The 24,926-nt window shown below is 61.9% G+C and carries 23 protein-coding genes and 1 tRNA gene; 1 reads left to right on the top strand and 23 read right to left on the bottom strand.

The window, feature by feature from the left end; genetic code table 11:
• Positions 1–83: 83 nt before the first annotated feature.
• The 18 genes from fdhF to SIAM614_RS08760 all read right to left on the bottom strand — a co-directional run bounded on the left by fdhF (position 84) and on the right by SIAM614_RS08760 (position 18,351).
• Positions 84–2,852 carry a formate dehydrogenase subunit alpha gene (gene fdhF / locus SIAM614_RS08845; protein WP_006933742.1) on the bottom strand — a complete coding sequence of 923 codons (2,769 nt, stop codon included), beginning with the start codon at positions 2,850–2,852 and terminating at the stop codon, positions 84–86.
• Positions 2,849–4,525, bottom strand: coding sequence for an NAD(P)H-dependent oxidoreductase subunit E (locus SIAM614_RS08840; RefSeq protein ID WP_040439646.1), 1,677 nt, complete (start codon positions 4,523–4,525; stop codon positions 2,849–2,851). Before SIAM614_RS08840 ends, fdhF begins: the two co-directional genes overlap by 4 nt.
• Before the next feature lie 273 nt (positions 4,526–4,798).
• On the bottom strand, positions 4,799–5,329 hold the full coding sequence (locus tag SIAM614_RS08835; RefSeq protein ID WP_006933740.1) for an RNA pyrophosphohydrolase: 531 nt from the start codon (positions 5,327–5,329) through the stop codon (positions 4,799–4,801).
• A gap of 30 nt (positions 5,330–5,359) precedes the next feature.
• Entirely contained in the window at positions 5,360–6,505 is a 1,146-nt protein-coding gene (locus SIAM614_RS08830) for a divergent polysaccharide deacetylase family protein (protein WP_208983926.1), read from the bottom strand.
• Between the two features lie 117 nt (positions 6,506–6,622).
• Positions 6,623–7,954, bottom strand: a complete 1,332-nt coding sequence (locus tag SIAM614_RS08825) for a S41 family peptidase (protein ID WP_006933738.1) — start codon at positions 7,952–7,954, stop codon at positions 6,623–6,625.
• Complete coding sequence (locus tag SIAM614_RS08820) at positions 7,951–9,297, bottom strand: murein hydrolase activator EnvC family protein (protein ID WP_050789350.1); 1,347 nt, start codon at positions 9,295–9,297, stop codon at positions 7,951–7,953. The genes SIAM614_RS08825 and SIAM614_RS08820 overlap by 4 nt, the downstream gene beginning before the upstream one ends.
• Positions 9,298–9,609: 312 nt before the next feature.
• The gene (locus SIAM614_RS08815) at positions 9,610–10,101 is read right to left on the bottom strand and encodes a GNAT family N-acetyltransferase (RefSeq protein ID WP_006933736.1); all 492 of its coding nucleotides are present in this window, start codon (positions 10,099–10,101) and stop codon (positions 9,610–9,612) included.
• A 49-nt stretch (positions 10,102–10,150) separates the two neighbouring features.
• On the bottom strand, positions 10,151–10,633 hold the full coding sequence (rlmH, locus tag SIAM614_RS08810) for a 23S rRNA (pseudouridine(1915)-N(3))-methyltransferase RlmH (RefSeq protein ID WP_006933735.1): 483 nt from the start codon (positions 10,631–10,633) through the stop codon (positions 10,151–10,153).
• A gap of 79 nt (positions 10,634–10,712) precedes the next feature.
• Positions 10,713–11,096 (bottom strand): ribosome silencing factor, encoded by a 384-nt coding sequence (gene rsfS, locus SIAM614_RS08805; RefSeq protein ID WP_006933734.1) that lies wholly within the window; start codon positions 11,094–11,096, stop codon positions 10,713–10,715.
• Positions 11,097–11,326: 230 nt separating this feature from the next.
• The gene (locus SIAM614_RS08800; protein ID WP_198137288.1) at positions 11,327–11,962 is read right to left on the bottom strand and encodes a nicotinate-nucleotide adenylyltransferase; all 636 of its coding nucleotides are present in this window, start codon (positions 11,960–11,962) and stop codon (positions 11,327–11,329) included.
• 23 nt (positions 11,963–11,985) lie between these two features.
• Complete coding sequence (locus tag SIAM614_RS08795; protein ID WP_006933732.1) at positions 11,986–13,266, bottom strand: glutamate-5-semialdehyde dehydrogenase; 1,281 nt, start codon at positions 13,264–13,266, stop codon at positions 11,986–11,988.
• Between the two features lie 95 nt (positions 13,267–13,361).
• Positions 13,362–14,486 (bottom strand): glutamate 5-kinase, encoded by a 1,125-nt coding sequence (gene proB, locus SIAM614_RS08790; RefSeq protein WP_006933731.1) that lies wholly within the window; start codon positions 14,484–14,486, stop codon positions 13,362–13,364.
• On the bottom strand, positions 14,486–15,532 hold the full coding sequence (obgE, locus tag SIAM614_RS08785) for a GTPase ObgE (protein WP_006933730.1): 1,047 nt from the start codon (positions 15,530–15,532) through the stop codon (positions 14,486–14,488). Before obgE ends, proB begins: the two co-directional genes overlap by 1 nt.
• Before the next feature lie 46 nt (positions 15,533–15,578).
• Positions 15,579–16,121, bottom strand: coding sequence for a GNAT family N-acetyltransferase (locus SIAM614_RS08780; protein ID WP_006933729.1), 543 nt, complete (start codon positions 16,119–16,121; stop codon positions 15,579–15,581).
• Positions 16,121–16,690, bottom strand: a complete 570-nt coding sequence (locus tag SIAM614_RS08775; RefSeq protein ID WP_006933728.1) for a GNAT family N-acetyltransferase — start codon at positions 16,688–16,690, stop codon at positions 16,121–16,123. The genes SIAM614_RS08780 and SIAM614_RS08775 overlap by 1 nt, the downstream gene beginning before the upstream one ends.
• Positions 16,687–17,292 carry a GNAT family N-acetyltransferase gene (locus tag SIAM614_RS08770; protein ID WP_040439712.1) on the bottom strand — a complete coding sequence of 202 codons (606 nt, stop codon included), beginning with the start codon at positions 17,290–17,292 and terminating at the stop codon, positions 16,687–16,689. The genes SIAM614_RS08775 and SIAM614_RS08770 overlap by 4 nt, the downstream gene beginning before the upstream one ends.
• Before the next feature lie 139 nt (positions 17,293–17,431).
• Positions 17,432–17,701 (bottom strand): 50S ribosomal protein L27, encoded by a 270-nt coding sequence (gene rpmA, locus SIAM614_RS08765; protein ID WP_006933726.1) that lies wholly within the window; start codon positions 17,699–17,701, stop codon positions 17,432–17,434.
• A 50-nt stretch (positions 17,702–17,751) separates the two neighbouring features.
• Complete coding sequence (locus tag SIAM614_RS08760; protein ID WP_040439644.1) at positions 17,752–18,351, bottom strand: 50S ribosomal protein L21; 600 nt, start codon at positions 18,349–18,351, stop codon at positions 17,752–17,754.
• 635 nt (positions 18,352–18,986) lie between these two features.
• On the opposite strand from SIAM614_RS08760, the gene SIAM614_RS08755 reads away from it, so the two are divergent.
• Positions 18,987–19,076: transfer RNA gene (locus SIAM614_RS08755), tRNA-Ser, on the top strand.
• Positions 19,077–19,178: 102 nt separating this feature from the next.
• Here SIAM614_RS08755 and SIAM614_RS08750 read toward each other — a convergent pair.
• Genes SIAM614_RS08750 through SIAM614_RS08730 form a run of 5 tightly spaced genes read right to left on the bottom strand, consistent with a single transcriptional unit; the run spans position 19,179 to position 24,894 of the window.
• Positions 19,179–20,084 carry a 2-oxo acid dehydrogenase subunit E2 gene (locus tag SIAM614_RS08750; RefSeq protein WP_006933724.1) on the bottom strand — a complete coding sequence of 302 codons (906 nt, stop codon included), beginning with the start codon at positions 20,082–20,084 and terminating at the stop codon, positions 19,179–19,181.
• 9 nt (positions 20,085–20,093) lie between these two features.
• Positions 20,094–21,524 carry an NAD-dependent succinate-semialdehyde dehydrogenase gene (locus tag SIAM614_RS08745; RefSeq protein ID WP_006933722.1) on the bottom strand — a complete coding sequence of 477 codons (1,431 nt, stop codon included), beginning with the start codon at positions 21,522–21,524 and terminating at the stop codon, positions 20,094–20,096.
• A 16-nt stretch (positions 21,525–21,540) separates the two neighbouring features.
• The gene (locus tag SIAM614_RS08740; RefSeq protein ID WP_006933720.1) at positions 21,541–22,899 is read right to left on the bottom strand and encodes a biotin/lipoyl-containing protein; all 1,359 of its coding nucleotides are present in this window, start codon (positions 22,897–22,899) and stop codon (positions 21,541–21,543) included.
• Entirely contained in the window at positions 22,889–23,887 is a 999-nt protein-coding gene (locus SIAM614_RS08735) for an alpha-ketoacid dehydrogenase subunit beta (protein ID WP_006933719.1), read from the bottom strand. Before SIAM614_RS08735 ends, SIAM614_RS08740 begins: the two co-directional genes overlap by 11 nt.
• A gap of 11 nt (positions 23,888–23,898) precedes the next feature.
• Entirely contained in the window at positions 23,899–24,894 is a 996-nt protein-coding gene (locus SIAM614_RS08730) for a thiamine pyrophosphate-dependent dehydrogenase E1 component subunit alpha (protein WP_006933718.1), read from the bottom strand.
• Positions 24,895–24,926: the final 32 nt, after the last annotated feature.

Here is a 24,926-nt window from a genome sequence, read left to right as displayed (position 1 = left end):
AAAAACCAAAAGGGCGGCCAGTGGCCGCCCTTTTTTGCCCCGAAGCAATCATTTCTTCCTTCGAACCTCTGCAGGAACCGGCGTCACTCTGCCGCCTGCTGCTGACCGGCCGGTCCGATCCGGGCCGCGCAGAATTTGAACTCCGGGATCTTGCCGAAGGGGTCAAGCTGCGGGTTGGTCAGGAAGTTGGCCGGTGCTTCGCTGAAGCAGAACGGGATGAACAGCATTCCTGTCGACACGTCCCGGTCGGCGCGCAGGGTCAATGTGATCGCGCCGCGCCGTGTTTCCACCCTCACCTGCTGGCCGATGTCCAGACCTGACAGCTTGATGTCGCGCGGGTTCATGGAGACGACGGCCTCCGGTTCGATGGCGTTGAGCACTTGCGCACGACGCGTCATGGCACCGGTGTGCCAATGCTCCAGCATGCGGCCTGTGGTCAGCACCAGCGGGAACTCGTCGTCAGGCAGTTCGTCCGGCGGCACCAGGTCCGTCGGCACGATGCGGCCGCGGCCATCGGCAGTCGGAAAGGACTGGCCGAACAGGATTTCGTTGCCCGGCTTGTCCGGAGCGTCCGCCGGATAGGTGACCGTGCCGTCGCGCTCCAGCCGCTCCCAGGAAATGTTGCTCAGCGAGCCCATATGCGAGCGCATTTCCTCGTAGATCGCCGGCACGCCGTCATAGGTCCAGTTGAGCCCCAGGCGATTGGCGAGGTCGATGAGAATCTGCCAGTCGGCCCGAGCTTCGCCCGGCATCGGCACGCAAGGACGGCCTATCTGGACCTGGCGGTTTGTGTTGGTGTAGGTGCCGAGCTTTTCCGCATGGGCGGAGGCCGGCAGGATCACGTCCGCATGCCAGGCGGTTTCCGTCAGGAAGATGTCCTGAACCACCAGATGCTTCAGACTGGCCAGCGCCTTGCGCGCATGCGCCTGGTCCGGGTCGGACATCGCCGGGTTTTCGCCCTGAACGAACATCGCCTCGATGCCGCCGTCCAGGATGTCGTCCATGATCTCCACCACGGTCAGACCGCGCACGGGGTCGAGCGTGCGGCCCCAGGCGTCCTCGTATTCGGCGCGGATGTCCGGGTTTTCAACCGAACGATAGTCAGGGAAAACCATCGGAATGAGGCCCGCATCGGACGCCCCTTGCACGTTGTTCTGACCGCGCAGCGGATGCAGGCCCGTGCCCGGGCGGCCGATCTGGCCGGTGGTCAGTGCCATGGCAATCAGACAGCGGACGTTATCGGTGCCGTGGACATGCTGCGAAACACCCATGCCCCAGAAGATGATCGACTTGGCGCTGGTGGCATAAAGCCTTGCGACTTCCCGCAGGGTTTGCGCGTCGATGCCGCAGACCGGCTCCATCGCTTCCGGCGTAAAATCGGCGATCTTTTCCTTAAGCGCCTCGAAGCCATCCACATGGGCGGCGATATACTGGCTGTCGTAGAGGCCTTCGGTAATGATGACATTGAGGATCGCGTTCAACATCGCGACATCCGTGCCCGGCTTGAACTTCAAGCCGTAGTCGGCAAAGCGCATCAGCCCCTGGCCGCGCGGATCCATGACGATCAGCTTGGTGCCGTTCTTGGCCGCCTGCTTGATGTAGGTCGCGGCAACCGGATGGTTCTGTTCCGGACGAGCCCCGATCACGATCATGCAGTCGGCATCGCCGGCGGCATTGAAAGGCGCCGTCACCGCACCCGAGCCGATGCCTTCCATGAGCGCGGCCACGGATGACGCGTGGCAGAGACGCGTGCAATGGTCGACGTTGTTTGTCTGGAAGCCCTGGCGGATGAGCCTCTGGAAGAGATAAGCCTCTTCGTTGGAGCCCTTGGCCGAGCCGAAGCCGGCAATGCCCCGGCCTCCCTTGGCGTCATAGACCGCTTTCAGGCCACCAGCAGCCCGCTCGAGCGCTTCTTCCCAGGTCGCTTCGCGGAAATAGTCGAGATGATTTTCCAGCGTCATGGCAATGTCGCCGCGCTTGGGCGCATCGTCCCGCCGGATCAGCGGTCTGGTCAGGCGCTCCGGGCTCGAAACATAGTCAAAACCGAAGCGGCCCTTCACGCAAAGCCGGTTTTCGTTGGCCGGGCCGTCTCGGCCTTCAACGCTGACGATCCTGCCGTCCTTCACCGAGACCGACGTCAGACAGCCGACGCCGCAGAAGGGGCAGACGCTGTCGACGGTTTCTTCGGCAAAGATCTCGCGCTTGCTGGCAGTTGCGTCCAGAAGGCTCTTTTCCATCAGGGCCCCGGTCGGACAGGCCGACACGCATTCGCCGCAGGCAACGCATGTGGAAAGCCCCATCGGGTCCGCCAGATCGAACACCGGCACCGTGTGCGATCCCCGATCGGCCATGCCGATGACGTCGTTGACCTGCACTTCCCGGCAGGCCCGTTCGCACAGGTTGCAGGCGATACAGGCGTCGAGATTGACCGCGATTGCCGGATGGGAAATGTCCTGCGCCGGTTTGGCGCAGGGCGCAAAGCGGCTGGTGGAAACGCCGACGCGGTCGGACCATTTCCAGAAATCGCTTTCCGGATCGGGATGGTGGTCGCGTGACGGCTGGTCGGCGGCCAGAAGTTCGAACACCATTTCGCGCGCCTTGGTGGCGCGTTCGCTGGTGGTCTTCACCACCATGCCTTCGGCAGGGGTGCGAATGCAGGAGGCGGCAAGCACGCGCTCGCCTTCGATATCGACCATACAGGCACGGCAGTTGCCGTCAGACCGGTAACCCGGCGCGTCCTTGTGGCAGAGATGCGGGATGGCTACGCCTTCGCGCTTGGCAACTTGCCAGATGGTTTCACCGTCTTCCGCAGTGACCATCCGGCCGTCGAGAGAGAAAGTGACCTGGCTCATGCCTCAAACTCCTCCGGGAAAAATTTCAGCACCGATGTGACCGGGTTGCTGGCTGCCTGCCCGAGGCCGCAGATCGATGCCGAGCGCATGACGGCGTCGAGATCGGCGATCTTGGCCTTGTCCCAGTCTCCTGCCGCCAGCAGATGTTCCATCTTCTCCGTTCCGGAGCGGCAAGGCGTGCACTGGCCGCAACTCTCGTGCTTGAAGAAACGCATCAGGTTCAGTGCCACATCGCGCATGTCATCCTGGTCGGAGAAAACGACGATGGCATGGCTGCCTATGAAACAGCCGTATTTGTCGAGCGTGCCGAAATCAAGCGGCTCGTCGGCAAGGGAGGCCGGCAGGATGCCGCCTGAAGCGCCGCCCGGCAGATACCCCTTGAAGGCGTGGCCATCCTCCATGCCACCGCAGAATTCCACCAGAAGTTCGTTCATCGTGATGCCCGCAGGGGCCAGCTTGACACCTGGCTCCTTGACGCGGCCGGAGACCGAGAAGGAGCGATAGCCCTTGTGGCCGCGCCGTCCCTGGCTGGCAAACCACTCCGGACCTTTTTCGACAATGTCCCGGATCCAGAACAAGGTCTCGACATTGTGGTTGAGCGTCGGCCGGTCGAACAGGCCAACCTGCGCAATGAAGGGTGGGCGGTGACGCGGCAGGCCGCGCTTGCCTTCGATCGATTCGATCATCGCGCTTTCTTCGCCGCAGATGTAGGCCCCTGCCCCGCGGCGCAGCTCAATGTCGATGGTCGTGATGATACCGGCCTGACGCAGCGCCTCGATTTCCGTCCGCAGGATTTCAAGGACCGCAGGATATTCATCGCGCATATAGAGATAGATGCGCGCTGCTGACATCGCATGAGCGGCAATCAGCGCGCCTTCCAGAAGCCGGTGCGGATCCCGCTCCAGATGAACGCGGTCCTTGAATGTGCCCGGTTCGCCTTCGTCACCATTGATGGTGAGGTATTTCGGAGCTGGCAGATCGTGGACGATCTTCCATTTCGTGCCGGTGGGAAAGCCGGCACCGCCGAGGCCGCGCAGCCCTGCGTCCAGGGCCTTGTCCGCGATTTCCACCGCGTCCAGTTCCCCGGCACGCACGCGTTCCAGCAACGCGTAGCCACCGGCGGCACGATAAGAGTCCAGCTTGATGTAATCGGGAACCGCAGGATCTGAATTTCCCTCGAAAAGGGCCGCGCGCACGGAGACCTCGCTGGCATTGTCGATGGCCCGCTTGCCGACCTGGACAGCCGGGGCACCGGCACAGCGGCCGATGCAGGGAACTTTCTGAATGCGGACTTTCGCCGGATCGACCCCGGCTTCGAGTGCTGCCGCCAGAGCATCCGCGCCCTTCAGTGCACAGGCAACGCTGTCGCAAACCCGAACGGTCAGCGGCGCAGGCCTGACGTCGCCTTCGCGCACGATGTCGAAATGATGATAGAAGCTCGCGACTTCATAGACTTCAACCTGCGACAGACGCATCTCGTCTGCCAGCGCGCGCAGATGCCGGGCTTCCAGGCAGCCGAATGCGTCCTGGATCTTGTGGAGGTGTTCGATAAGCAGGTCGCGCCGGCGCGGCTCGTCGCCCAGCAGTTTGCGGACCTCGTCCAGAGCCGCATCATCCACCTGACGCCCTTTTGGCTGGGATGGCTTGCGTGAAAGCCCCTTGCCGAACGACATTGGCGTACCTCCCATAGTGTTGGAGCGCATCTGGATTTCGCGTCCGCGCCCCTTTTCTTGACCTTCGCGGCGTTGACAGGCAGTTCGCAACCGCGATCCCCCTTACCTACCCCGTAATTTGGTCCGGATGTTAGCCGCGCCGCTTCAGCCTGTCTGTTTGAAAAACGACAAACGGAACTCCAATGCTGACGCTTTGGAGTTCCTCGCAGGGAACGGGTTTACGAAAACCGGCGGGGCCGGACCATCATCCAAGCCTGTTCAGACAGCTTCGTCTCAGGACGTCAGATGAGAAAACGCTGCAACAACACGCTCATAGACCGGGCGCTTGAACGGCACGATCAGGCCAGGCAGACGGTCAGCATCTTCCCAGCGCCAGTTGCTGAATTCCGCCGTATGGCCATCGGGCGGGTTCAGGATGTTGATCTCGTCTTCCGATCCGTCGAATCGGTAAGCGATCCAGCGCTGCGCCTGTCCGCGATACTTGCCCTTGCGAGACATGCGGACGACCTCATCCGGATAGTCGTAGGCAAACCATTCCGGCGCTTCTTCAAGCAGGGTGACGGATTTGATCGAGGTTTCCTCGTAAAGCTCGCGCCGGGCCGCCGGTTCCGGCGCCTCGCCCTTGTCGATACCGCCCTGCGGCATCTGCCAGCAGTATTCGTAGTTGGATGAACTGCCGCCGTCGTCGCGGCTGCCGATCCAGACCTTGCCCGCCTTGTTGATGAGCATGATCCCGACGCAGGGCCGGTAAGGAAGACCGTCGACAGGTTCCGGGAACCCCGGTCCGAGTGCCAGCTTCGTCACAAAAACCTCTTGGAATTCAATGTGCAGACATTATCGGTCAATGGTCGCGCTGACCGGAACAAGCTGGAGGCCCCGTTCTTCCAGGTCCTGGACCCACTTTTCCAGTTGCCGCACGGTGACCGGCAAGGCCGAGGCGGTTGCCACCGCGACCCCGCGGGCACGGGCGACACTTTCGAGCTGCAACAGCTTGGCGTCAATATCATCTTCGCGCGGCACTTCGTCCAGCACCACGTCCACCCCGCTGAAGGGGATGCGTTTTTCCTTGGCGACTTCATCCGCGATGGATCTGGAAGAGGTGCCATTGTCGGCAAACATCAGGCCACGGGCCTTCAGTTTTTCCAACAGGAACTCCATCGACGGCTTGGTTGCCGTGAAACGAGCTCCCATTTCGGGAATGACGCCGACATAATTGGTTGCCCGCGTCAGCAGGAACCCGAGACGATCCATCATCTCGTTGGGGCGCAGGCTGACCAGCAACGTATGCGGCCCAGGGTCGTTGTCCGGAAAATCGAACGGCTCCAGCGGCAGTTGCAGCAGCAGTTCGTGGCCCTTGGTCCGGGCCTGCTGCATCCACACGTCCAGATCACCGCCATAGGGTGCGAGCGCAAAGGTCGTATCGGCCGGCAAGCGGGTGATCGCGTTCTGGGTGCCGGTTTCACTCAGTCCGAGACCGGTCACGATGACGGCAATTTTCGGTATCGAGGTGAATTCGCGCACGACCGGCCGTGAATAGGCATCCAGCGGACGGACGCCTGCGTCGCTGATCTTCGGAAGGAAGCCAAAATCTGAGCGTTCGCTGACGCGGCTGTCCGGATTGATCGACAAGCTGGTGACCGGTGCGTTCGGACCAAGTCCGTCGGGACGCATGACCATGTCATAGCGCGGGCCAAGCAGATCCTTGCTGCTTTCCGGGCGCAGGTTCGGGCCCAGATCGCCGTCAATGCCCGGGCGGATCTCGACCACTTCAATGTCCTGGGAGGTCACGCCTTCGACGATAGCATCGAGCGGCAGAACGGCGACGGGTTCGCCGCCCAGCGGGTCGTCGACAACGGTGATCCAGACGAGCGTCGACGTGACGATGACGCTCAGAATACCGACCCCGATAAGACCGAACGGCAGCCTGACGAGCCGCCGCTTGCCCATGCCTAGTGGAGCTGTGAGATCTTCGCTCGACATACCGTCCTGAGCCTATTGCTCGGTTCCAGGAAGCCCCGGACCGGAAAGTTTGTTTTTGATGTACGCAGAACGAGAACGAAAAGTCGCGCGCCGGCGGACCGGCGCGCGTTTGGAGTTTTAGTTTTTGACAGCGGCGCTGTCGGAGACCGGCGGGAAGGCGCTGTTTGCCTGCTTGCCGCGCAGAAGGTCGAGGGCCAGGTTCAACTGGTTGTCGTCCTTCGGGTCAGACGGCACATAGGCCTGGCTGCCGCTTTCTTCTTCACCTTCGGACGCTTCCAGGTGACCGCGCAGGCCAGCTTCGCCCTTGGTGTCGACCCGGCCGACCAGATCCTCCGGCAGATCCTGCAGGGATTCGATATCCGGCACGATGCCCTTGGCCTGGATCGACGTGCCCGACGGCGTGTAGTAGCGCGCGGTGGTCAGGCGGATGGCGCCGTTGGCCCCAAGCGGGATGATCGTCTGGACCGAGCCCTTGCCGAATGACCGCGTGCCGAGGATGGTGGCACGGCGGTGATCCTGCAGAGCGCCTGCAACGATTTCCGAAGCGGAAGCGGACCCGCCGTTGACCAGCACGATGACCGGCTTGCCGTTCGTCAGATCGCCAGCACGGGCGTTGTAGCGCTGGGTTTCTTCAGCTTCACGGCCACGGGTCGAAACAATCTCACCCCGGTCGAGGAACGCGTCGGAAACGGCAATAGCCTGATCCAGCAAACCGCCCGGGTTGTTGCGCAGGTCGATGACGAAGCCCTTGAGCTTGTCTTCACCGATGTTCGCGGTCATTTCCTCGATGCCTTCCTTGAGTCCATCGAAGGTCTGCTCGTTGAACTGGGTGACGCGAACGTATCCGACGTCATCCTCTTCCCGCCAGCGCACCGAACGGATGCGGATGATGTCGCGGGTGATGGTGATGTCGAACGGTTCGGCGCTGCCCTTGCGGCGCACGGTGACCACGATGTCCGTGTTGACCGGACCGCGCATCTTTTCAACCGCCTCGTTGAGCGTCAGGCCCTGGACCTGTTCCCCATCGATGTAGGTGATGTAGTCGCCCGCAAGAACACCGGCCTTGGCAGCAGGGGTATCGTCGATCGGCGACACAACCTTCACAAGGCCTTCTTCCATGGTGACTTCGATGCCGAGACCACCGAACTCACCACGGGTCTGCACCTGCATATCCCGGAAGCTTTTCGGGGACATGTAGCTGGAATGCGGGTCGAGAGAGGTCAACATGCCGTTGATGGCGCTTTCGATAAGCTGAGCGTCATCAGGGACTTCCACATAGTCGGAGCGCACGCGCTCGAACACGTCGCCGAACAGGTTGAGCTGCCTGTACGTATCCGTCGCCGCAGCGTTGGCAGCAACCGAGACATTGATCGGCATCTGGGACAGTGTCGTGACTGCTGCAGCTCCCATGAGAGCACCCACCAGCAGCAAGGAAGCTTTCCGTATCATCCGCGAGCCTTTTCTTCTTCAGTGCGTGCCCACCAGGGTGTGGGATCGATCGCACGACCGTCTTTCCGGAATTCAACATAAAGGATCGGCTGGGTCGACCCCAAACCGAACGTCGAGGCGCTAGCCCACTGGGTTGCGCCCATCACACCAACCGGTTCCCCGGTCAAAACAAATTGCCCCAACTCCGCATCGATCCGGTCCATTCCGGCAAGCAACACATGGTAGCCGTCGCCGGTGTTCAGGATCAAGAGCTGTCCGAACGAACGGAACGGTCCCGAATAGACCACCCATCCATCCGCAGGTGAAGTAACATTCGAGCCAGGACGCGTGGCGATAGATTGACCCTCCGTCACACCGCCGAAATCGTCCTCCTGGCCATAGTCCTTCAAAAGCGTACCGGCAACAGGCTGCGGCAACTGGCCCTTGGCGTCCTGGAACGAAATGGCCGGCGCCAGACGTCCCGGATCGGCAAAGGGATCAAAACTGCGCGAGGGATGCTTTCGGGCCTCGAGCGCTGCCTGGCGCGACTTTTCCGCCGCCTCCCGCGCGCTTTCGATTTCCACTTCCAGGGTCGCGATCAATTCCTGGAGAGACCCCGCCTTGTCCGCAAGTTCCGCCGCACGCTCCTTCTCTTCCTGAAGGTCCTGTACCGTTCTTTGATGTTCCTGCCTTTTTGCGCTCAGAAGAAGCTCCAGCCGGGACTTTTCCTCAGCCAATCGCATTGCATCACCGCGCAGGCGGTTCTTTTCCTCCGCAATCACCGTCTTCAGACGGTGCAATTCCTCAAGATCCGCAGCCAGCGCCTCGGTTTCCACCTTCAGCTCCGGCATCACCGCGTTCAGAAGAATCGCGCTGCGCACGGCCGAAAGCGCGTCACTGGGGCGCACGGCAAGCGCCGGTGGCGGGCGCCGCCCGATTCGCTGCAGTGCGGCCAGCACTTCCGCCAGCACATCGCGGCGGGAAATCAGCGACTGGCGCACGGCGTCCTCATTCTCGCCAAGCGCACGCAGCCGGCGCTCGGTATCGGTCAGCTCACCCTCCAGACCCTTGATCGTATCGGAGGTGCTGATGATCTTGGCATTCAACGTGTCCCGGTCGCGATCCAGTGCGCGGATCTCACGTGCGATGGCGGCCTGACGGTCTGTCGAAACCTCGATATCGCGCGAGAGCGCGGCAAGTTCCTGTTCGCGTTGCTTCTTGCGTTCCAGTGCGGCGGTCACCTCGGCAGGCGGCGCGGCCTGTTCCTGGGTGGTGGTCTCGTCGGCACTTTCGGTCGACCCGGCAGGCAGGGGCAGGACGAGCGAGGCCGCAGTCAGACCACTCAAGAGCAAGCGGAAAAGCATCCGTCTCTCAAGTTCCGAACGCGCCGCTGTCATGCGTTCCGCTATCAACCTGCCTAAGCTCCCAAAGGGTTATCTTCCAATGCGATACACAGTCTGCGTTAACGAACCGTTTACCCTAGTGACCGGCCGATTAACTTTTTACTCCCACCGTGATCGCATTCCCTCTTCTGTCTGATTGATGACCGTTACGCGGCGAATGCGGCGAGATACAGGCATTCGCGCCTTTTTCCGCCATTTGGACCGTTAATTTTTGGTCATGTTGCCCTTACGGCAACAGCTTTGGCCGGCACCCCGACGCCCCCGCCCTCCCCCTCAGAAATGTCTGTAGACAATATCGCCGGGCTCCGGCCTCGGCGCATCCGCATCCAGGGTCGCTCCCAGTCTTTCGGCAAGACGTGCCGAACGGTTGTTGTCCGCATCCATGTAACTGACCAGGGACGGCAACTGCCGTTCCTGCTGCGCCCAGTCTCGAAAGGCCCTGGCTGCTTCATAAGCGTACCCCTTGCCTTCCGCATGTTCATAGACAAACCAGCCCAACTCGTGCTCGGGAAAAAGCGGCCCGTGATTGATGCCGACCTGGCCGAGAACCTCCCCCGACCCACGCGCTTCCATCATCAGGGCGCCGTGTCCCATCAACGGCCATTGCGCAACATCGTGGCAGAACATGCCCCAGGCGGCAGACCGCGACATCGGGCCGCCCATATACTGCGAGCGGCCGGAAGCCATCAAAGCCTCATACAACGGCCAGTCCGACATGGTCATCGGCCGCAAGATCAGTCTTTCGGTTTCAAGTGCCGGTGTCACCAGGTCTCTCCCAGTAATTTTCAGAGTTTTTCAGGGGTATTCAGGTGTCTCACACACGGTGATAAGGGTGCCCGGACTGAATCGTCATGGCGCGGTAGATCTGCTCCGCCAATAGAATGCGGGCGATCTGATGCGGCCATGTCATGGCGCCAAGTGCCAGCTTCAGGTCGGCCCGGTTCAGGACGTCCTGGCCGTGACCGTCGGCCCCGCCAATGGCAAAAACCACATCGGAAACACCCTCGTCCTTCCAGGCTTCCAGTTTCTGGCTGAAGGCGGGACTGCTGAGGTTCTTGCCGTTTTCGTCCAGCACCACCAGCCGGGCCCCTGCGCTCAGCGCAGCAAGAATGCCCCGCGCCTCTTCCGCCTTGCGGTCGTCGGCGCGCTGTGCGCGGCTTTCAGACATTTCTGTGAGGGCGACTTCGGTAATACCGAGACCGCGGCCGGTCTTGCGGGCGCGGTCGATGTACCGGTCGAAAAGTTCTTTGTCCGCACCGGCTTTCATTTTGCCAATGCAGAAGAGCGTAAAGCGCATAAGTCCCCGCCGGAGATCGATCCGGTGAAAAATCTGCCCGGCAGCAGACGGAGGCCCGTTTCAGGGCCTCAATGCCGGCTCAGCCGATGTAATGCGGTGCCGCATCCTCTTCCGGTGCCCACATCTTCTCCAGATTGTAGAAGCCGCGAACCTCCGGACGGAAAATGTGCACGATCACATCACCCGCATCGATCAGCACCCAATCGCAGATGCTCAGACCTTCAACCGTTGCCGTTCCGGCACCAGCCGACTTGAGGTCTTTCAGCAAATGATCGGCAATCGCACCCACGTGACGATGGGAGCGGCCAGACACGATTACCATGTAATCGGCCAGCGAGCTTTTGCCTGCGATTTCGAGGGTAACAACGTCCTCAGCTTTGGAGTCGTCAAGACTGGTGAGGACCGTATCGAGGAGGTCTGCCGCAAGTTCTTTACCTACGGAAGCCTGCAGAGGAGAGGACATGTCTGTCCGCTCACTTTCAAAGGTCATGGTCAGGTGTTATGCCTTTCGCCGTTTATGCCGTCCCGCGCCCAACGTCGTCACGAACTGAAACGTCCGACTTCGTACGTCACCCGTTTTGGATGCAGGACCGGTTGACCGTACCTCGGCCGCGCTCATCGCGACCGTCCTTATAATACCGCTTCCCGTTTGGCATTTTCAAGACACGCGGGAAATCTTGGCAAATCTGCCGTCTACCGCTTTTGCCTCTGGCGCAGATCGGTGGACGATGTCCGGTCCAAAGGCGTGTGCAAAAAGGTCCAGACGGGTGCAGCCATTTCCGGCAGAAGCGCGGCGTCATCTTCCGGAAGCCTATATTTTTCATAGGCTTTCGCCATGGGAGACGACATCACCGATAGCGAGGCTCCCGGACGGTCCACAATGGCGATCGGCACCGAGCCGACAATCGAGCGCCAGTCCTGCCAGCGATGGAAGCCGGCTAAATTATCTGCCCCCATGACCCAGACGAATCGGACGGATGGCCGCATCTGGCGCAAGGCAACGAGCGTCCTGGCGGTATAGGGAGTTCCCAGCACCTGCTCGAAGGCTGTCACTTTCATGCGCGGATGATCGGCAAGGTCCCCCGTCAGGCGCAGCCGCCGTTCCAGCGGCGCCAGGTCCGAATGGCTCTTGAGCGGATTGCCGGGCGTTACCAGCCACCAGACCTGATCCAGCCCCAGCCGCTTCAGCACGGTCGATGCCACAAGCCGGTGACCGGAATGGGGTGGATTGAAGGACCCGCCGAAAATGCCGATACGGTTGCCCGGCTCGGCATGGGGCAGCTTCATCCAGTCGCGGTCCAGTCCCGCGCCAAGACTCGAGGGGCTCATTCAGACGACCTCACGATTGGCCGTCACGGGCGGATCTGGCCGGTGCCATGCACCTTGTATTTGAAGCTGGTCAGTTGCTCGACACCCACGGGCCCGCGTGCATGCATGCGCCCGGTCGCAATGCCGATCTCCGCCCCCATGCCGAACTCGCCGCCATCGGCAAACTGGGTTGAAGCGTTGTGCAGCACGATGGCCGAATCCACTTCCCGCTGGAACCGGTCGGCGGCGGCCTGGTCCTCGGTCACGATGCAATCGGTGTGATTGGACCCGTAGCGCGCGATATGCTCCATGGCGGCATCGAGATCGGGAACCACCTTCACCGCAAGGATCTTGTCCAGATATTCGGTCGCCCAGTCGTCCTCGCTTGCCGGCACGATGTTTTCGCAGATATCGCGCACAATCGCACCGCCGCGGATTTCGCAACCCTTTTCCTGAAGCGCCTTCACGATCACCGGCAGGTGGCTGTGGGCCACGTCTTCATGCACCAGAAGCGTTTCAAGCGCACCGCAGATGCCGGTCCGGCGCATCTTGGAATTGACGACCACCTCGACGGCCGTCTCAAGATCTGCCGCCTTGTCGACGAAGATATGCACCAGGCCTTCCAGATGAGCGAAGACGGGAACGCGCGCTTCACTCTGCACGCGCTCGACCAGGCTGCGGCCACCGCGCGGGACGATGACATCCAGATTGCCGTCAAGGCCGCGCAGCATTTCGCCAACGGCGGCCCGGTCGGTCACCGGCACGATCTGGATCGCATCTTCCGGCAGACCGGCTGCAACGAGGCCTTTCTGCAGGGCTGCGTGGATCGCCCGGTTGGAATTGATAGTATCGGAGCCGCCGCGCAGCACGACGGCGTTGCCGGCTTTCAGACACAACGCGCCTGCGTCCGCCGTCACGTTCGGACGGCTTTCGTAAATGACGCCGATGACACCAAGAGGGGTGCGCACGCGTTCGATCTTCAGCCCGTTCGGCCGATCCCAGGCGGCAATCACGCTGCCGACGGGATCGTCCAGCGCGACGATGTCCTCAAGGGCCTTGGCAATCGCCTCGATCCGTTCTTCCGTAAGCGTGCCGCGATCCAGGAACGCCGCGGTCTGCCCGCCTGCCTTCATCGCCTCGATATCGAGCCGGTTGCCGGCAAGAATCTCCGGTGTCGCGGCCCGGACAGCCGCGGCCATTTCGCTCAAGGCCTTGTTCTTCTGGTCTGCTGGGGCGATGGCAAGGATCCGGCCGGCAGCGCGAGCACGTCGCCCGATCTCTGCCATCAAGTCCTCGGTCGTCTTTGCCTCGACTGCTTCCAGCATACTCACTTGCTCCCGTTTTGCGGCGCTTACCGCCGCCAGTCCTGCCGCGTTTTAGCGCGTTCCAGCTCAAAAGGCATCCACCGGATGACGCAATCTCACTCGAGCGCGGGCAATTCCAGAACCAGATCGTCCCGGTGGATCATTTCCGCACGGCCCGGATAGCCGACGATGGCTTCGATCTCGCGGCTGTTGCGGCCCGCAATCAGTTGCGCTTCATCGGCGTCATAGGCGATCAGCCCCCGGCCGATGACCCGGCCTTCCGGATTGAGCAACGTCACCGCGTCGCCGCGCGAAAAACTGCCCGATACCGAGGTGACGCCGGCCGGCAACAGGCTCTTGCCGGAGGTCATTGCCCGGACCGCACCTGCATCCAGCCGGATTTCGCCGCGCGGCTCCAGATGGCCACCGATCCAGGCCTTGCGCGCGCTGGCCGGTGAGCTGAGCGCCGGAAACCAGGTGCCACGAGCGCCCTGATCCAGCCGCTCAAGCGGATTGAGCTCCTTGCCGGAGGTAATCACCATCGACGTTCCGGCAGCCGTCGCGATCTTGCCGGCATCGATCTTGGTCTTCATGCCGCCGCGCGAAAGCTCCGACCCGGCAGACCCGGCCATGGCTTCGATTTCATGGGTAATGCGCGGCACTTCCGGCAGGAACACCGCATCGGGGTTCTGCTGCGGCGGCGCGGTGTACAGCCCGTCGATGTCCGACAGCAGCACCAGGCAGTCGGCGCTGGCCATGGTGGCGACACGCGCCGCCAGACGGTCGTTGTCGCCGTAACGGATCTCGGAGGTCGCCACGGAATCATTTTCGTTGATGATCGGCACGGCCCCGAGTTTCAACAAGGTGCCGATGGTGGCGCGGGCGTTGAGATACCGCCGCCGTTCTTCGGTGTCGCCAAGAGTGAGCAGGATCTGCCCGGCCTTCTTGCCGTGGGCGCCGAGGGCATCCGCATAGGCCTGCGCCAGCGCGATCTGCCCGGCGGCGGCTGCTGCCTGGCTTTCCTCAAGCTTCAGCGGCCCGCCCGGCAGCCCGAGAATGCCCCGGCCAAGCGCGATCGAGCCGGAGGAAACAAGCAGCATCTCCGCACCGGCATCCGACAGCCTGACCACATCGGCGATCAGCGCGTTCAGCCAGCTACGCTTCAGTTCGCCTTTTTCGACAAGAAGGGCGGAGCCGATCTTGACGACGATCCGACTGTAGTCTTTCAGACTGCGAGACATCAGGGATGCCAGCCCTCTTGTTCGGGTGCGGGCACCTGGTTGGCCTCGTCTTCCTTGTCCTTGTCGATGGCGCGCACGATCATGCGCAGTGCCCGGTCGACATTAAGACCGCTGGCCGAGGAAAGGATCAGCGGTTTCTGGCCGCAGGCTTCCTCGAGGCTCGCCGCCTTTTCGGCAATCAGGTCTTCGTTGAGCGCATCGCATTTGCTGAGCGCCACGATTTCCGGCTTCTCGGTCAGTCCCGCGCCATAGGCTTCCAGCTCGCCGCGCACGATCCGGTAGGCTTCGCCCGGATCTTCCTGTCCGGAGCCATCCACCAGATGCAGCAGAACCCGGGTGCGCTCAACATGGCCGAGGAACCTGTCGCCAAGACCCGTGCCTTCATGCGCACCTTCGATCAGGCCGGGAATGTCGGCCATGGCGAAGCTGCGGCCATCGATCTGCACGATGCCGAGATTGGGGTGAATGGTCGTGAAGGGATAATCGGCGATCTTCGGCTTGGCAGCGGAAACCGTTGCCAGGAAAGTGGACTTGCCGGCATTGGGCAGGCCGACCAAACCGGCATCGGCGATCAGCTTGAGCCGCAGCCAGATCCATTTTTCCTCGCCCTCAAGGCCCGGATTGGCCCGGCGCGGCGCCTGATTGACTGACGACTTGAAATGGGCGTTGCCGAAGCCGCCATTGCCACCCTTCAAAAGCAGCACCTTCTGGCCGATCTCGGTCAGGTCGGCGATCAGCGTCTCGTTGTCTTCCTCGAACACCTGTGTACCGACGGGAACCTTCAGCACGACATCGCCGCCATGAGCGCCGGTGCGGTTGCGGCCCATGCCGTGAATGCCGGTTTCCGCCTTGAAATGCTGCTTGTAGCGATAATCGATCAGCGTGTTGAGGCCGTCGACGCATTCGATGATGACATCGCCGCCCTTGCCGCCGTCACCGCCGTCGGGTCCGCCGTATTCAATGTATTTCTCGCGCCGGAACGATACACAGCCTGCTCCGCCGTTGCCGGAGCGTACGTAGACCTTGGCCTGATCTAGGAATTTCATTTTCTTTTTCTCTTTTCGTCCTGTTTCAGGCCGGATCCCGGTTGGATCAATGGCCGTTCAGAAAGTCTGTTCGTGTCAGCTCGGTGCGGATGGCGGGCATCGTACAACCTCGTGACACGCTGGCACAGCCCACTTCCCTCACTTCTCGGAAGCCCAGTTTCCGGGCAACGCCAAGCGAGGCCGGATTTTCCGTCATGGCTTCGCAGGCAACCACCTTGTGATCGGTATTTTCGAACAGCCAGGCGACCGCCGCCTGCGCTGCTTCGCTCATATATCCCTTGCCCCAATAGGCGCGCCCCAGCCAATAGCCGATCTCCGGGGTCTCCCGCAACTTTTTGAAGCTGACACCGCCGATCATCTCGCCCTCACAATCGATCTGGAAACCGAGCTCCTCTGCCTCCTGCCAGTTGGTCCAGCGTTTAGCGGATAGCGCCAGAAAGGACCGGCCCTGTTCCAGATCGTAAGGATAGGTGACCCGCGACAGCATCTTGGCGACTTCATAGTCGCCCAGGAGCTCGGCGCAGCGACCCAGATCCTCCGGGCGCGGGGCTCGAAGGAGCAGACGCTCCGTCTTCAGAACGGGCAACATCAGGCCGCTTCCTTGCGTGCGTCGAAATCGGCTCGCGCCAGGCGCACGATGAGGTTGGAAACCCTGCGGTCCAGCGCCTTGGAGAAGCGTTCCGTCATGGAATAGGGCTTGAAACCCATTTTCCGCAACAGGCCGCGAGAGCGGAAGTTGTCCTCGAAGGCGCGCGCGGCGATGGCGTCCGTCTCAAAGGCCTCAAACGCCCAGCCGAGCGCAGCCTCGACCGCCTCGCTGGCATAGCCATGGCCCTGGAAGGCGCGGCCGAGCCAGTAGCCGAGTGTCGGCAGGTTCGGGAGATCGTCCAGATCGCCCGGAGGCTCGATGGCGACCACGCCGATGAACACCCCGCCGAGCGTGATGGCGAACAGCGCTTCGGTTTGGAACGGATCCTTGCCGACGACGGTCTTCAGAAAGGCTTCCGCAGCCCCGTCCTCATACGGCCAGGTGAACGACGTCATCCAGCGGGCGACTTCGAAATCCTTGCCCGCCAGCGCAACCATGGCTTCGGCGTCCGACATTTCGATCGGCCGCAGGATCAGGCGTCTTGTTTTCAGTTCCGGCAATATGCTCATCGTCCCTGCCCCCATCTTTTCAACGACTTCCAGACAGCCCGTTCCAGCGTATAGCGCTCGATGGGCACCGAGCCACCCGCCCCGATGGAGCGGATCATGGCCTGGTCGCGATACTGAAATCCGGATTTGACGAGCACCCGGCGCGATGCCGGGTTGGTAACCCTGCACGACCCCTGCAACTCTGCGATGTCGTGATAGGTGAAGGCATGGTCGACCAGCGCGTGGACCGCTTCGGTTGCCAGACCCTGGCCCCAGAAGGGTTCCCCCAGCCAATAGCCCACATGCACCGGGCCCTCGGGCTCGACGTTGGCATAGCGCGTGATACCGATCAGCCGGCCGGTGATTTTCAGACGAATGGCAAAGGTTGCGGAATGGAGCTGGTTGAGCGCGGACTTGGCGACCAGCGACCGGGCATCCTCCAGTGTGAAGGGATGCGGCATGGTGGAAAGATTTGCCGCCACTTTCTTGTTGTTGGCCAGAAACACCATATCGGCCAAATCGTCCATACGCGGCTTGTCGAGCCGCACACGAACCGCTTCCTGCGGCAATGGGGCCGCAGCCAGACTGCTTTCGTCTAATAATCCGTCACTTTCAACAACCATCTTTTCCTCCAGCCAAAACAAGTCAAGGGAGAGATGGCGCCCCATCTCCCCCTTGGATCTCTGACTGGCCGGAAACTTGGCCTGTCTCGAATTGCCGGGGTCTTACGGGACGCCGGCGTTTCGAAACTTCACGTCGGCTTTACTCCGCTGCTTCCGCTACCGGGAGCACGTTAATGTAGGTTCGCTTGTTGGCTTTCGCCTGGAACTCTACCTTGCCTTCCACGGTCGCGAAGATGGTATGGTCCTTGCCCATACCAACGCCGGTGCCCGGATGCCAGGTAGTGCCGCGCTGACGCGCGATGATGTTGCCGGGAATCACAGCTTCCCCGCCGAATTTCTTGATGCCGAGACGGCGGCCAGCTGAGTCGCGGCCGTTGCGGGACGAGCCGCCTGCCTTTTTATGTGCCATCGTTAGAACTCCTCGTTCTTCGAATACTTTTTAGGTTCGGGAGCGGCGGCTTAGTTGCCTGCCAGTTCCTTGGCCTGCTCAACCCAATTACCGCGTTCGAACTTGCCCTTCAGGCCAGTTTCTTCTTCAACGCGCGCGACATCGTCAGCGGACATGGCTGCGATCTGAGCGAAGGTGGTGATACCTGCCTCGTTCAGTTTCTTCACAGCAGCCGGACCAGCGCCGTCCAGCTTCTTCAGGTCATCGCCGCCTTCTGCTGCAGCCGGTGCGGCTTCAGCGGTTTCTTCAGCCTTCGGCGCAGCCTTCTTCGGCGCTGCCTTCTCGGCTGGCTTTGCACCACCGGTCAGGATGTCGGTCACCTTGACAAGGGTGAACGCCTGACGATGGCCGTTGCGGCGGCGGGAATTCTGACGCCGGCGCTTCTTGAAAATGATAACCTTGCGGTTACGGCCCTGTTCGACCACTTCAGCAACCACGGAAGCGCCTTCCACAAGCGGAGCGCCAACGGTGGTGTCGGTGCCATTGCCGACCATCAGAACCTCTTCAAAGGTGATGGTGCTGCCGGCTTCGGCTTCGAGCTTTTCGACCTTCAGGAGGTCATCGGCGGCAACAGTGTACTGCTTGCCACCCGTCTTGATCACTGCGAACATGTCTCGCACGTCCTTCTTTTCGTTTTTGACACACCGGAACGGGTTGTTACACCAACGAACCGGCTGCTTTTCAGGTCGAACCGAGGCGCCTGTCTCTCCAGGTCTTGAATCCTGGCTGACAAGTCTTTGTGTCGGGTTGAGCGTGAAGCTTTGAAAGCCCGGCAGGCCTTGAACGACAAACAGAACTCGAAAAAGCGAACCTTTTCGAGCTCGCGCAATATAGTCGGCCCGCATCCGTTGTCAAACGGAAATCTGGCCTTTCTGCCGCAAAACCGCTTGTTTCCATCTCCCTTGCGCCCGCGCATTCGCAGCAAGCTCTCTGGCATTCATCGCCATGACCGCAAACAGGGAAACGCCAATCAGCGTTACGGGCCGTTATCGGCGCAGGCTCGCATCAGGTCAATGCGAATCTCCCCGGCGCTCTCCCCTGCCCTTTCCCGAAGGCTCTTCCAGGCAGCATTTCAAACCACCCAACCAGGTCCACAGGCGGTCAATCCACGCCCCCAACCCAGACAAACCGGGCGAAAACTGCCCCAATCCACAAACTGAAAAAAGAACTCATTTCCGGGCTTGCAGGGCGCGCAGAGTGTGTCTATGTTCCGCGCCACTTGAGACCCGTTTATCGCAAGTACCGCGGAGAGGTGCCGGAGTGGTTGAACGGGACGGTCTCGAAAACCGTTGTGCGGGTAACCGTACCGAGGGTTCGAATCCCTCTCTCTCCGCCATTCTTCCTAACCTGCGTTTTTGAATATCCAGGGCACCAGGCCCGCCCTCGGGCTTTGCCTGTTGGAAGACCCTTCCTTGGAATCTCTGACGAGATCTCCCCCTCACATCATCATCCGCCGGGGTTCCCTCAGCAACCCCGCATAATAACTCAGGAACCGGGCCGCGTCGGCGCCGTTGATCACCCTGTGGTCGTAGCTGAGGTCGAGGGGCACCATCTGGACGGGCTGGAACGTCTCGCCGTCCCAGACGGGGGCCAATTCGGTGCGGGTGATGCCGAGAATGGCGACTTCGGGTGGGTTGACGATGGGGGTGAAGGCGGTGCCGCCGATGCCGCCGAGGTTGGTGATGGTCATGGACGCACCGCCCATTTCGTCCGGGCGCACCTTGCGCTCTAGTGCTCTTGAGGCGAGATCGGCGATTTCCGCCGCGATCTGCCAGAGGCCTTTCCGGTCAACGTCCCGGATAACGGGCACCATCAGGCCGTGGGCGGTGTCGACCGCAACGCCAAGGTGCACGTAGTCCTTCAGGAACAGCGTCTTGCCGTCAGAACTGAGAGAGGCGTTGAACTTCGGGAACTCCCGCAAGGCCTTCGACAGGGCCTTGGCATGGAAGGCCAGCGCCGTCAGCTTCACGCCGCGCTCGCCGGCTTCCGTCCGCAATTGCTTGCGCAGGGCTTCGATGGCGGTCATCTCCGCGCGGTCGTGATGAGTGACGGCAGGAATGAGCCTGTGGGCGGCGGCCATGTTCTGCGCGGCGACCTGCGCAAACCGTGAGACGGGCTCTTCGGTGACCGGGCCATAGAGCGCGTGGTCGACGTCCCAGTAGGAACTGTCGCCCGATTGCGCGGCAGAGCCCCCGGCGGAGGGGGGCACCGAGGTGCCTCCCTCGCCTTCCACATCCTCGCGGGCGATGGACGTGCGGCCAATCTCCCGGGCAAGTTTCTCAATGTCTATGCCCTTCTGCCGGGCCAGCGCCCTGACTGAAGGCGGTGCGATCACGTCGGACATCTCCACCTCCTACCAGCTTGCCGAAATATACTGGGTTTCCATGAACTCCAGCATGCCTTCATGGCCGCCTTCACGGCCGAGGCCGGACTGCTTGGTGCCGCCGAAGGGGGCAGCCGGATCGGAAACGAGACCGCGGTTGAAGCCGACCATGCCATAGTCCAGCTTTTCGCAGACCTGCAGGCCGCGTTTCATGTCCTTTGTGAAGACATAGGCAACCAGACCGTATTCCGTGTCGTTGGCCCTGCGGATCACGTCGTCCTGATCGGTGAAGGTCTGGAGGGCTGCGACGGGTCCGAAAATCTCGTCGTGGACGCAGTCGGCCGTCTCGGGCACGCCCGAGAGCACCGTCGGCGGATAATAAAAGCCCTTTCCGCCCGGCAGGTCGCCACCAACCTCGATCTTCGCACCCTTTTCAACGGCATCGCGAACGAAGTCCGCGACCTTGTCGCGGGTTTCCGCATTGACCAGCGGGCCGACATCCACGTCCGGGTCTGATCCGTCGCCGACCTTCAGTTTTTTCATGGCGTCGACAAGACGGCGGGTGAAGTCCTCGGCAACGGCTTCATGCACATAGATGCGGTTGGCAGCTGTGCAGGCTTCGCCAAGGTTGCGCATCTTGGCCAGCATGGTGCCCTGCACCGCCTCATCAAGGTCGGCATCATCAAAGACGATCAGCGGCGCATTGCCGCCAAGTTCCATCGCCGGTTTGAGCACCTGATCTGCCGCCGAATGCAGCAGCTTGCGGCCAACCGCCGTGGAGCCGGTGAAGGAGACGACGCGCACGCGCGGGTCGTGCAGCATATGGCCGACAAGCGCGCCGGTGCGCTTGGAAGGCAACACATTGACGAGGCCTGCCGGAACGCCGGCTTCTTCCAGCAAGGGCATGAGCGCCAGCATGGTCAGCGGCGTTTCGGAGGCTGGTTTGATGATAACCCCGCAGCCCGCAGCCAGAGCCGGGGCGATCTTGCGGGTGCCCATGGCCGCCGGATAGTTCCAGGGCGTGACCAGAACCGCGAGACCGGCAGGCTTGTGCTGCACGATGATGCGCGCGCCGGAAGCCGGCGCATGAGTGATGAGGCCGTCGGCGCGCACGGCTTCTTCAGCAAACCAGCGGAAGAATTCGGCGGCATAGGTCGCCTCGCCCATGGCATCGCTGCGCGCCTTGCCGTTTTCCAGCGTGATCATGCGGGCGAAATCTTCCAGCCGCGCCGTCATCAGCTCCCAGGCCTTGCGCAGCACTTCCGAGCGTTCGCGCGGCGTTTTGGCGGCCCATTTTGCCATCGCTGCTTCCGCGGCATCCAGCGCGGCATCCGCATCCTTGATGTCTGCGGAGGCGACAGAAGCAAGCACCTCTTCGGTTGCCGGGTTCAGAACGTCGAACCGTTCGCCGCTCGCTCCCGCGCACCAGGTGCCGTTAATGTAAAGATCGGTATGGTCCATAATGGTCCCCATGGGTTCAAAGCAGGTGGCGAAGCGGTTGCTCCATCCGGCCCGCGAAATTGGAAAGCAGGTCAATCGCCTGAGGCGCAGTCAACCGGTCACCGGTCCACTCCAGCACCATAGTGAGGTCCTCACCGTTCCGCAGGATACTGATGACGGGACACCTGTCTGCATCTAGCTGAACGGACGAAATGCGGCTGGCTCTCAAATCACGTACCACCAAATCCGCCTCCAACTCGTCGTCTGCCGGCTCAACCTGACCGAGCCAGAGAGAAGAAGCGGAGTAGGTTTTCGGCTGCCGCATTGTTTCAACGCGGACTTTGGATGGAAGGTTCCCCAAACTCGCTGCCGCAAACCCGGCCAGCAGGGCCGCCTCGTCGCCCTGTCCGGCGTTTTCCCGTGCCCAGGACGTAAACTCCGCAAAGCCAGTGCCCTTCACCTCGGCCCGCACTTCAAAGCGCTGCGCCGTGGCACTTGCCGCCGGCGTTTCCGCGCGCAGGGTCTTCAGGGTCTCAAGATCCTTGACGTGGAACGGCTGGGGATGGCCGGCATCGGCCAGACGCTGCAGGTCCAGCCCCTGCTCCAGCGCAAGCCGCCGTGCTTTTGGTGACGCAAGAACTCTTCCGGCCACCCCGTGCGCAGACTTAGCCGCCACCGCTTTTTCAGGAGACGGTGCAGGCGTGTTCGCGGTTTCCGTTTTTTCCTGCCGCTCCGGTGGTGTTTCACCGGCCGCAGGAGACGCAGGTGAACCTCCCGCCTTGCGCGTTACCGGCTTGTCCGGCTTTTGCGCCGATATCACCGCGATCGCCTGGCCGACGGGCACTTCCTCTCCCGCTTCTGCCAGAAGCGCGGCCACGAAACCGTCGCGGCCGGCATTGACCTCAACCGTGCTCTTGTCCGTTTCCACTTCGAAGAGAATGTCGTCAGCCGCGACGGCTTCGCCCGGCTGTTTGCACCAGGCAACCAGAAGGCCCGTGTCCTGCGCCATGCCGAGCGTCGGCATGATGACCTGATGTCCGTCGGGAAGGTCTTCGCCCCCGGCATCTGCGCCAGCCTCCGAACCGTTTGGTTCGGGCCGTTCCGCTGCGGAGGTCTTGTCCGGCGATGGGGCCGGGTTCGCCTTTCCAGATCCTTCCGGGGTTTCGGAAATCATCGCGATCACCTGGCCGACCGGAACGTCGGTGCCGGCCTCCGCGGAGACGTCGGTCAGGTAGCCTTCCTTCTGCGCCTCCACTTCCATGGCGGCCTTGTCGGTTTCCACCTCGAAAAGCACATCGCCAGCGGCGACCGCCTCTCCCGGTTTCTTGTGCCAGGCCAGCAACTGGCCGCTGTCCTGGGCCATGCCGAGCGCGGGCATGATCACCTCATGCGGCATGGATCAGCTCCCCGCGGCAGATCTTGCGCGCATTGTCTGCAACACCGGCCGCATTCGGCACGGTTATGTCTTCAAGGGCGGGCGAGAACGGCACCGGCACGTCCATGGCGCCCATCCGGATGACCGGCGCATCCAGATGATAGAAGGCCTTTTCGCTGATGCGCGCGGCGATTTCCGCCGTCACGCCGTAGCTCTGGTGGCCTTCGTCGATGACGATGGCGCGCGACGTCTTGCGGACGGAGCGCAGGATGGTTTCCTCATCCAGCGGCACGATCGTGCGCGGGTCGATGATCTCCGCGCTGATGCCTTCCCGGGACAGCGTGTCGGCCGCCGCCTCGGCGACCTGCACCATGGAGGATGTCGCCACCAGCGTGACGTCCCGCCCCTCGCGCTTGATGTGCGCCTGGCCGAAGGGGATCAGGTATTCCTCCTCCGGCACCGGCGCCTTGTCGTTGTACATCAGCTTGTCTTCGAAGATGACCACCGGGTTGTTGTCCCGGATTGCCGTCTTCATCAGGCCCTTGGCCTCGTAAGCCGAAGACGGCATGGCGACCTTGAGCCCCGGAATGTGGGCAACCAGCGCCTGCAGCGACTGGCTGTGCTGGGCGGCGGAGCGGCGGGTTGCGCCCATGTTGGTGCGCAGGACCAGCGGCACGTTCAGCTTGCCGCCGGACATATAGTGGGTCTTGGCCGCCTGGTTGCAGAGCTGATCCATGACCAGATAGAGAAAGTCGCCGAACATCAGATCGACGATCGGCCTCAATCCGGTCATCGCCGCACCAACGGCAATGCCCATGAAGCCGGGTTCGGAAATCGGCGTGTCGATGATCCGGTCCGTTCCGAACTCCTCCACCAGGCCGGACAGCACCTTGAACGGCGTTCCGGCCTCGGCAACGTCTTCGCCCAGGAGAATGATCGACGGATCCCGGCGCATTTCTTCCGCGATGGCTTCGTTGACGGCCCTGGACAGGGTGATTTCACGTGTCATGGCGTCTCTCCTCAGGCGGCCGTGTCCGCGTAGACATGCATGTCCACTTCCCGGACATCCGGATATTTCGCGTCGAGCGCATATTTGACGGCGGCTTCGGCGTCGGCGGCGATTTCATTGTCGATGGCCACCAGTTCGTCGGCGGTCATGATCTTCTGGTCGATCAGCCACTTGCCGAAGTTGGTGATCGGGTCGCGCGCGGACTTCCACTCCGTTTCTTCATCCTTCGCACGGTAATAATCGCGGTTGATGTCGCCGACGTGGTGGCCGTGGTAGCGGTAAGTGTCGAGTTCAAGGAAGAACGGGCCTTCGCCCTTGCGGCATCGGGCGGCGAGTTCGCCCGCCAGCTTGTTCACTGCCAGCACATCCTGGCCATCGACCTTGAAGCTCTCGATGCCGAAGGCTTCCGCCCGGGCGGTCAGCGAGCCGGCCGCGATTTCCTCGGTCCTGGTGTATTCGCTGTAGCCGTTGTTCTCGCAGGCATAGATGACGGGGAGCTTCCAGAGCGCGGCCATGTTCATGACCTCGTACCAGAGCCCCTGTGCCGTCGCGCCATCTCCGAAGAAACACACGGTGACGTGCCCGGTGCCCAGACGCTTGGCGGTGAGTGCCGATCCGGTGGCAATTCCCATGGAACCGCCGACAATGGCGTTGGCGCCCAGGTTGCCGTTGGCCTGGTCGGCGATATGCATCGACCCGCCCTTGCCCCGGCAATAGCCCTCTTCCTTGCCCAGAAGCTCGCAGAACATTTCCTTGAAATGCGCGCCCTTGGCGACACAGTGACCGTGCCCCCTGTGCGTCGACGTGATCTTGTCTTCGGGCGTCAGCGCTTCGCAGATGCCGACGGCGACCGCTTCCTGACCGGAATACATGTGGGTCAGGCCCGGCATCTTCGCCGACAGGTATAGCTGGTTAGCGTTGTCCTCGAAGGCACGGATACGCACCATCTGCGTGTACATGCGCAGATACTCTTCCGTGTTGTGTTTCTTTTTCTTCGCAGCGCTCATCTTGTTGTCCCTTGACTGGGCCCGGCCGCCGC

Origin of the sequence: Roseibium aggregatum IAM 12614, assembly GCF_000168975.1 — a bacterium.
In the GTDB taxonomy this organism is placed as follows: Bacteria; Pseudomonadota; Alphaproteobacteria; order Rhizobiales; family Stappiaceae; genus Roseibium; species Roseibium aggregatum.
Note: the sequence above shows the minus strand (reverse complement) of the source record. Positions and strands in the feature narration are given on the sequence as shown.

What these genes read in the sequence shown, in the direction of transcription:
- fdhF (WP_006933742.1), bottom strand. Translation starts at nt 2,852, where the DNA reads ATGAGCCAGGTCACTTTCTCTCTCGACGGCCGGATGGTCACTGCGGAA.
- SIAM614_RS08770 (WP_040439712.1), bottom strand. Translation starts at nt 17,292, where the DNA reads ATGGTTGTTGAAAGTGACGGATTATTAGACGAAAGCAGTCTGGCTGCG.
- obgE (WP_006933730.1), bottom strand. Translation starts at nt 15,532, where the DNA reads ATGAAATTCCTAGATCAGGCCAAGGTCTACGTACGCTCCGGCAACGGC.
- SIAM614_RS08760 (WP_040439644.1), bottom strand. Translation starts at nt 18,351, where the DNA reads ATGTTCGCAGTGATCAAGACGGGTGGCAAGCAGTACACTGTTGCCGCC.
- SIAM614_RS08825 (WP_006933738.1), bottom strand. Translation starts at nt 7,954, where the DNA reads ATGATACGGAAAGCTTCCTTGCTGCTGGTGGGTGCTCTCATGGGAGCT.
- SIAM614_RS08830 (WP_208983926.1), bottom strand. Translation starts at nt 6,505, where the DNA reads ATGTCGAGCGAAGATCTCACAGCTCCACTAGGCATGGGCAAGCGGCGG.
- SIAM614_RS08800 (WP_198137288.1), bottom strand. Translation starts at nt 11,962, where the DNA reads ATGAGCCCCTCGAGTCTTGGCGCGGGACTGGACCGCGACTGGATGAAG.
- SIAM614_RS08730 (WP_006933718.1), bottom strand. Translation starts at nt 24,894, where the DNA reads ATGAGCGCTGCGAAGAAAAAGAAACACAACACGGAAGAGTATCTGCGC.
- SIAM614_RS08795 (WP_006933732.1), bottom strand. Translation starts at nt 13,266, where the DNA reads ATGCTGGAAGCAGTCGAGGCAAAGACGACCGAGGACTTGATGGCAGAG.
- SIAM614_RS08735 (WP_006933719.1), bottom strand. Translation starts at nt 23,887, where the DNA reads ATGACACGTGAAATCACCCTGTCCAGGGCCGTCAACGAAGCCATCGCG.
- rsfS (WP_006933734.1), bottom strand. Translation starts at nt 11,096, where the DNA reads ATGTCCTCTCCTCTGCAGGCTTCCGTAGGTAAAGAACTTGCGGCAGAC.
- SIAM614_RS08820 (WP_050789350.1), bottom strand. Translation starts at nt 9,297, where the DNA reads ATGCTTTTCCGCTTGCTCTTGAGTGGTCTGACTGCGGCCTCGCTCGTC.
- SIAM614_RS08840 (WP_040439646.1), bottom strand. Translation starts at nt 4,525, where the DNA reads ATGTCGTTCGGCAAGGGGCTTTCACGCAAGCCATCCCAGCCAAAAGGG.
- proB (WP_006933731.1), bottom strand. Translation starts at nt 14,486, where the DNA reads ATGTCTCGCAGTCTGAAAGACTACAGTCGGATCGTCGTCAAGATCGGC.
- SIAM614_RS08780 (WP_006933729.1), bottom strand. Translation starts at nt 16,121, where the DNA reads ATGTTGCCCGTTCTGAAGACGGAGCGTCTGCTCCTTCGAGCCCCGCGC.
- SIAM614_RS08745 (WP_006933722.1), bottom strand. Translation starts at nt 21,524, where the DNA reads ATGGACCATACCGATCTTTACATTAACGGCACCTGGTGCGCGGGAGCG.
- SIAM614_RS08775 (WP_006933728.1), bottom strand. Translation starts at nt 16,690, where the DNA reads ATGAGCATATTGCCGGAACTGAAAACAAGACGCCTGATCCTGCGGCCG.
- SIAM614_RS08740 (WP_006933720.1), bottom strand. Translation starts at nt 22,899, where the DNA reads ATGCCGCATGAGGTGATCATGCCCGCGCTCGGCATGGCCCAGGACAGC.
- rlmH (WP_006933735.1), bottom strand. Translation starts at nt 10,633, where the DNA reads ATGCGCTTTACGCTCTTCTGCATTGGCAAAATGAAAGCCGGTGCGGAC.
- rpmA (WP_006933726.1), bottom strand. Translation starts at nt 17,701, where the DNA reads ATGGCACATAAAAAGGCAGGCGGCTCGTCCCGCAACGGCCGCGACTCA.
- SIAM614_RS08750 (WP_006933724.1), bottom strand. Translation starts at nt 20,084, where the DNA reads ATGTCCGACGTGATCGCACCGCCTTCAGTCAGGGCGCTGGCCCGGCAG.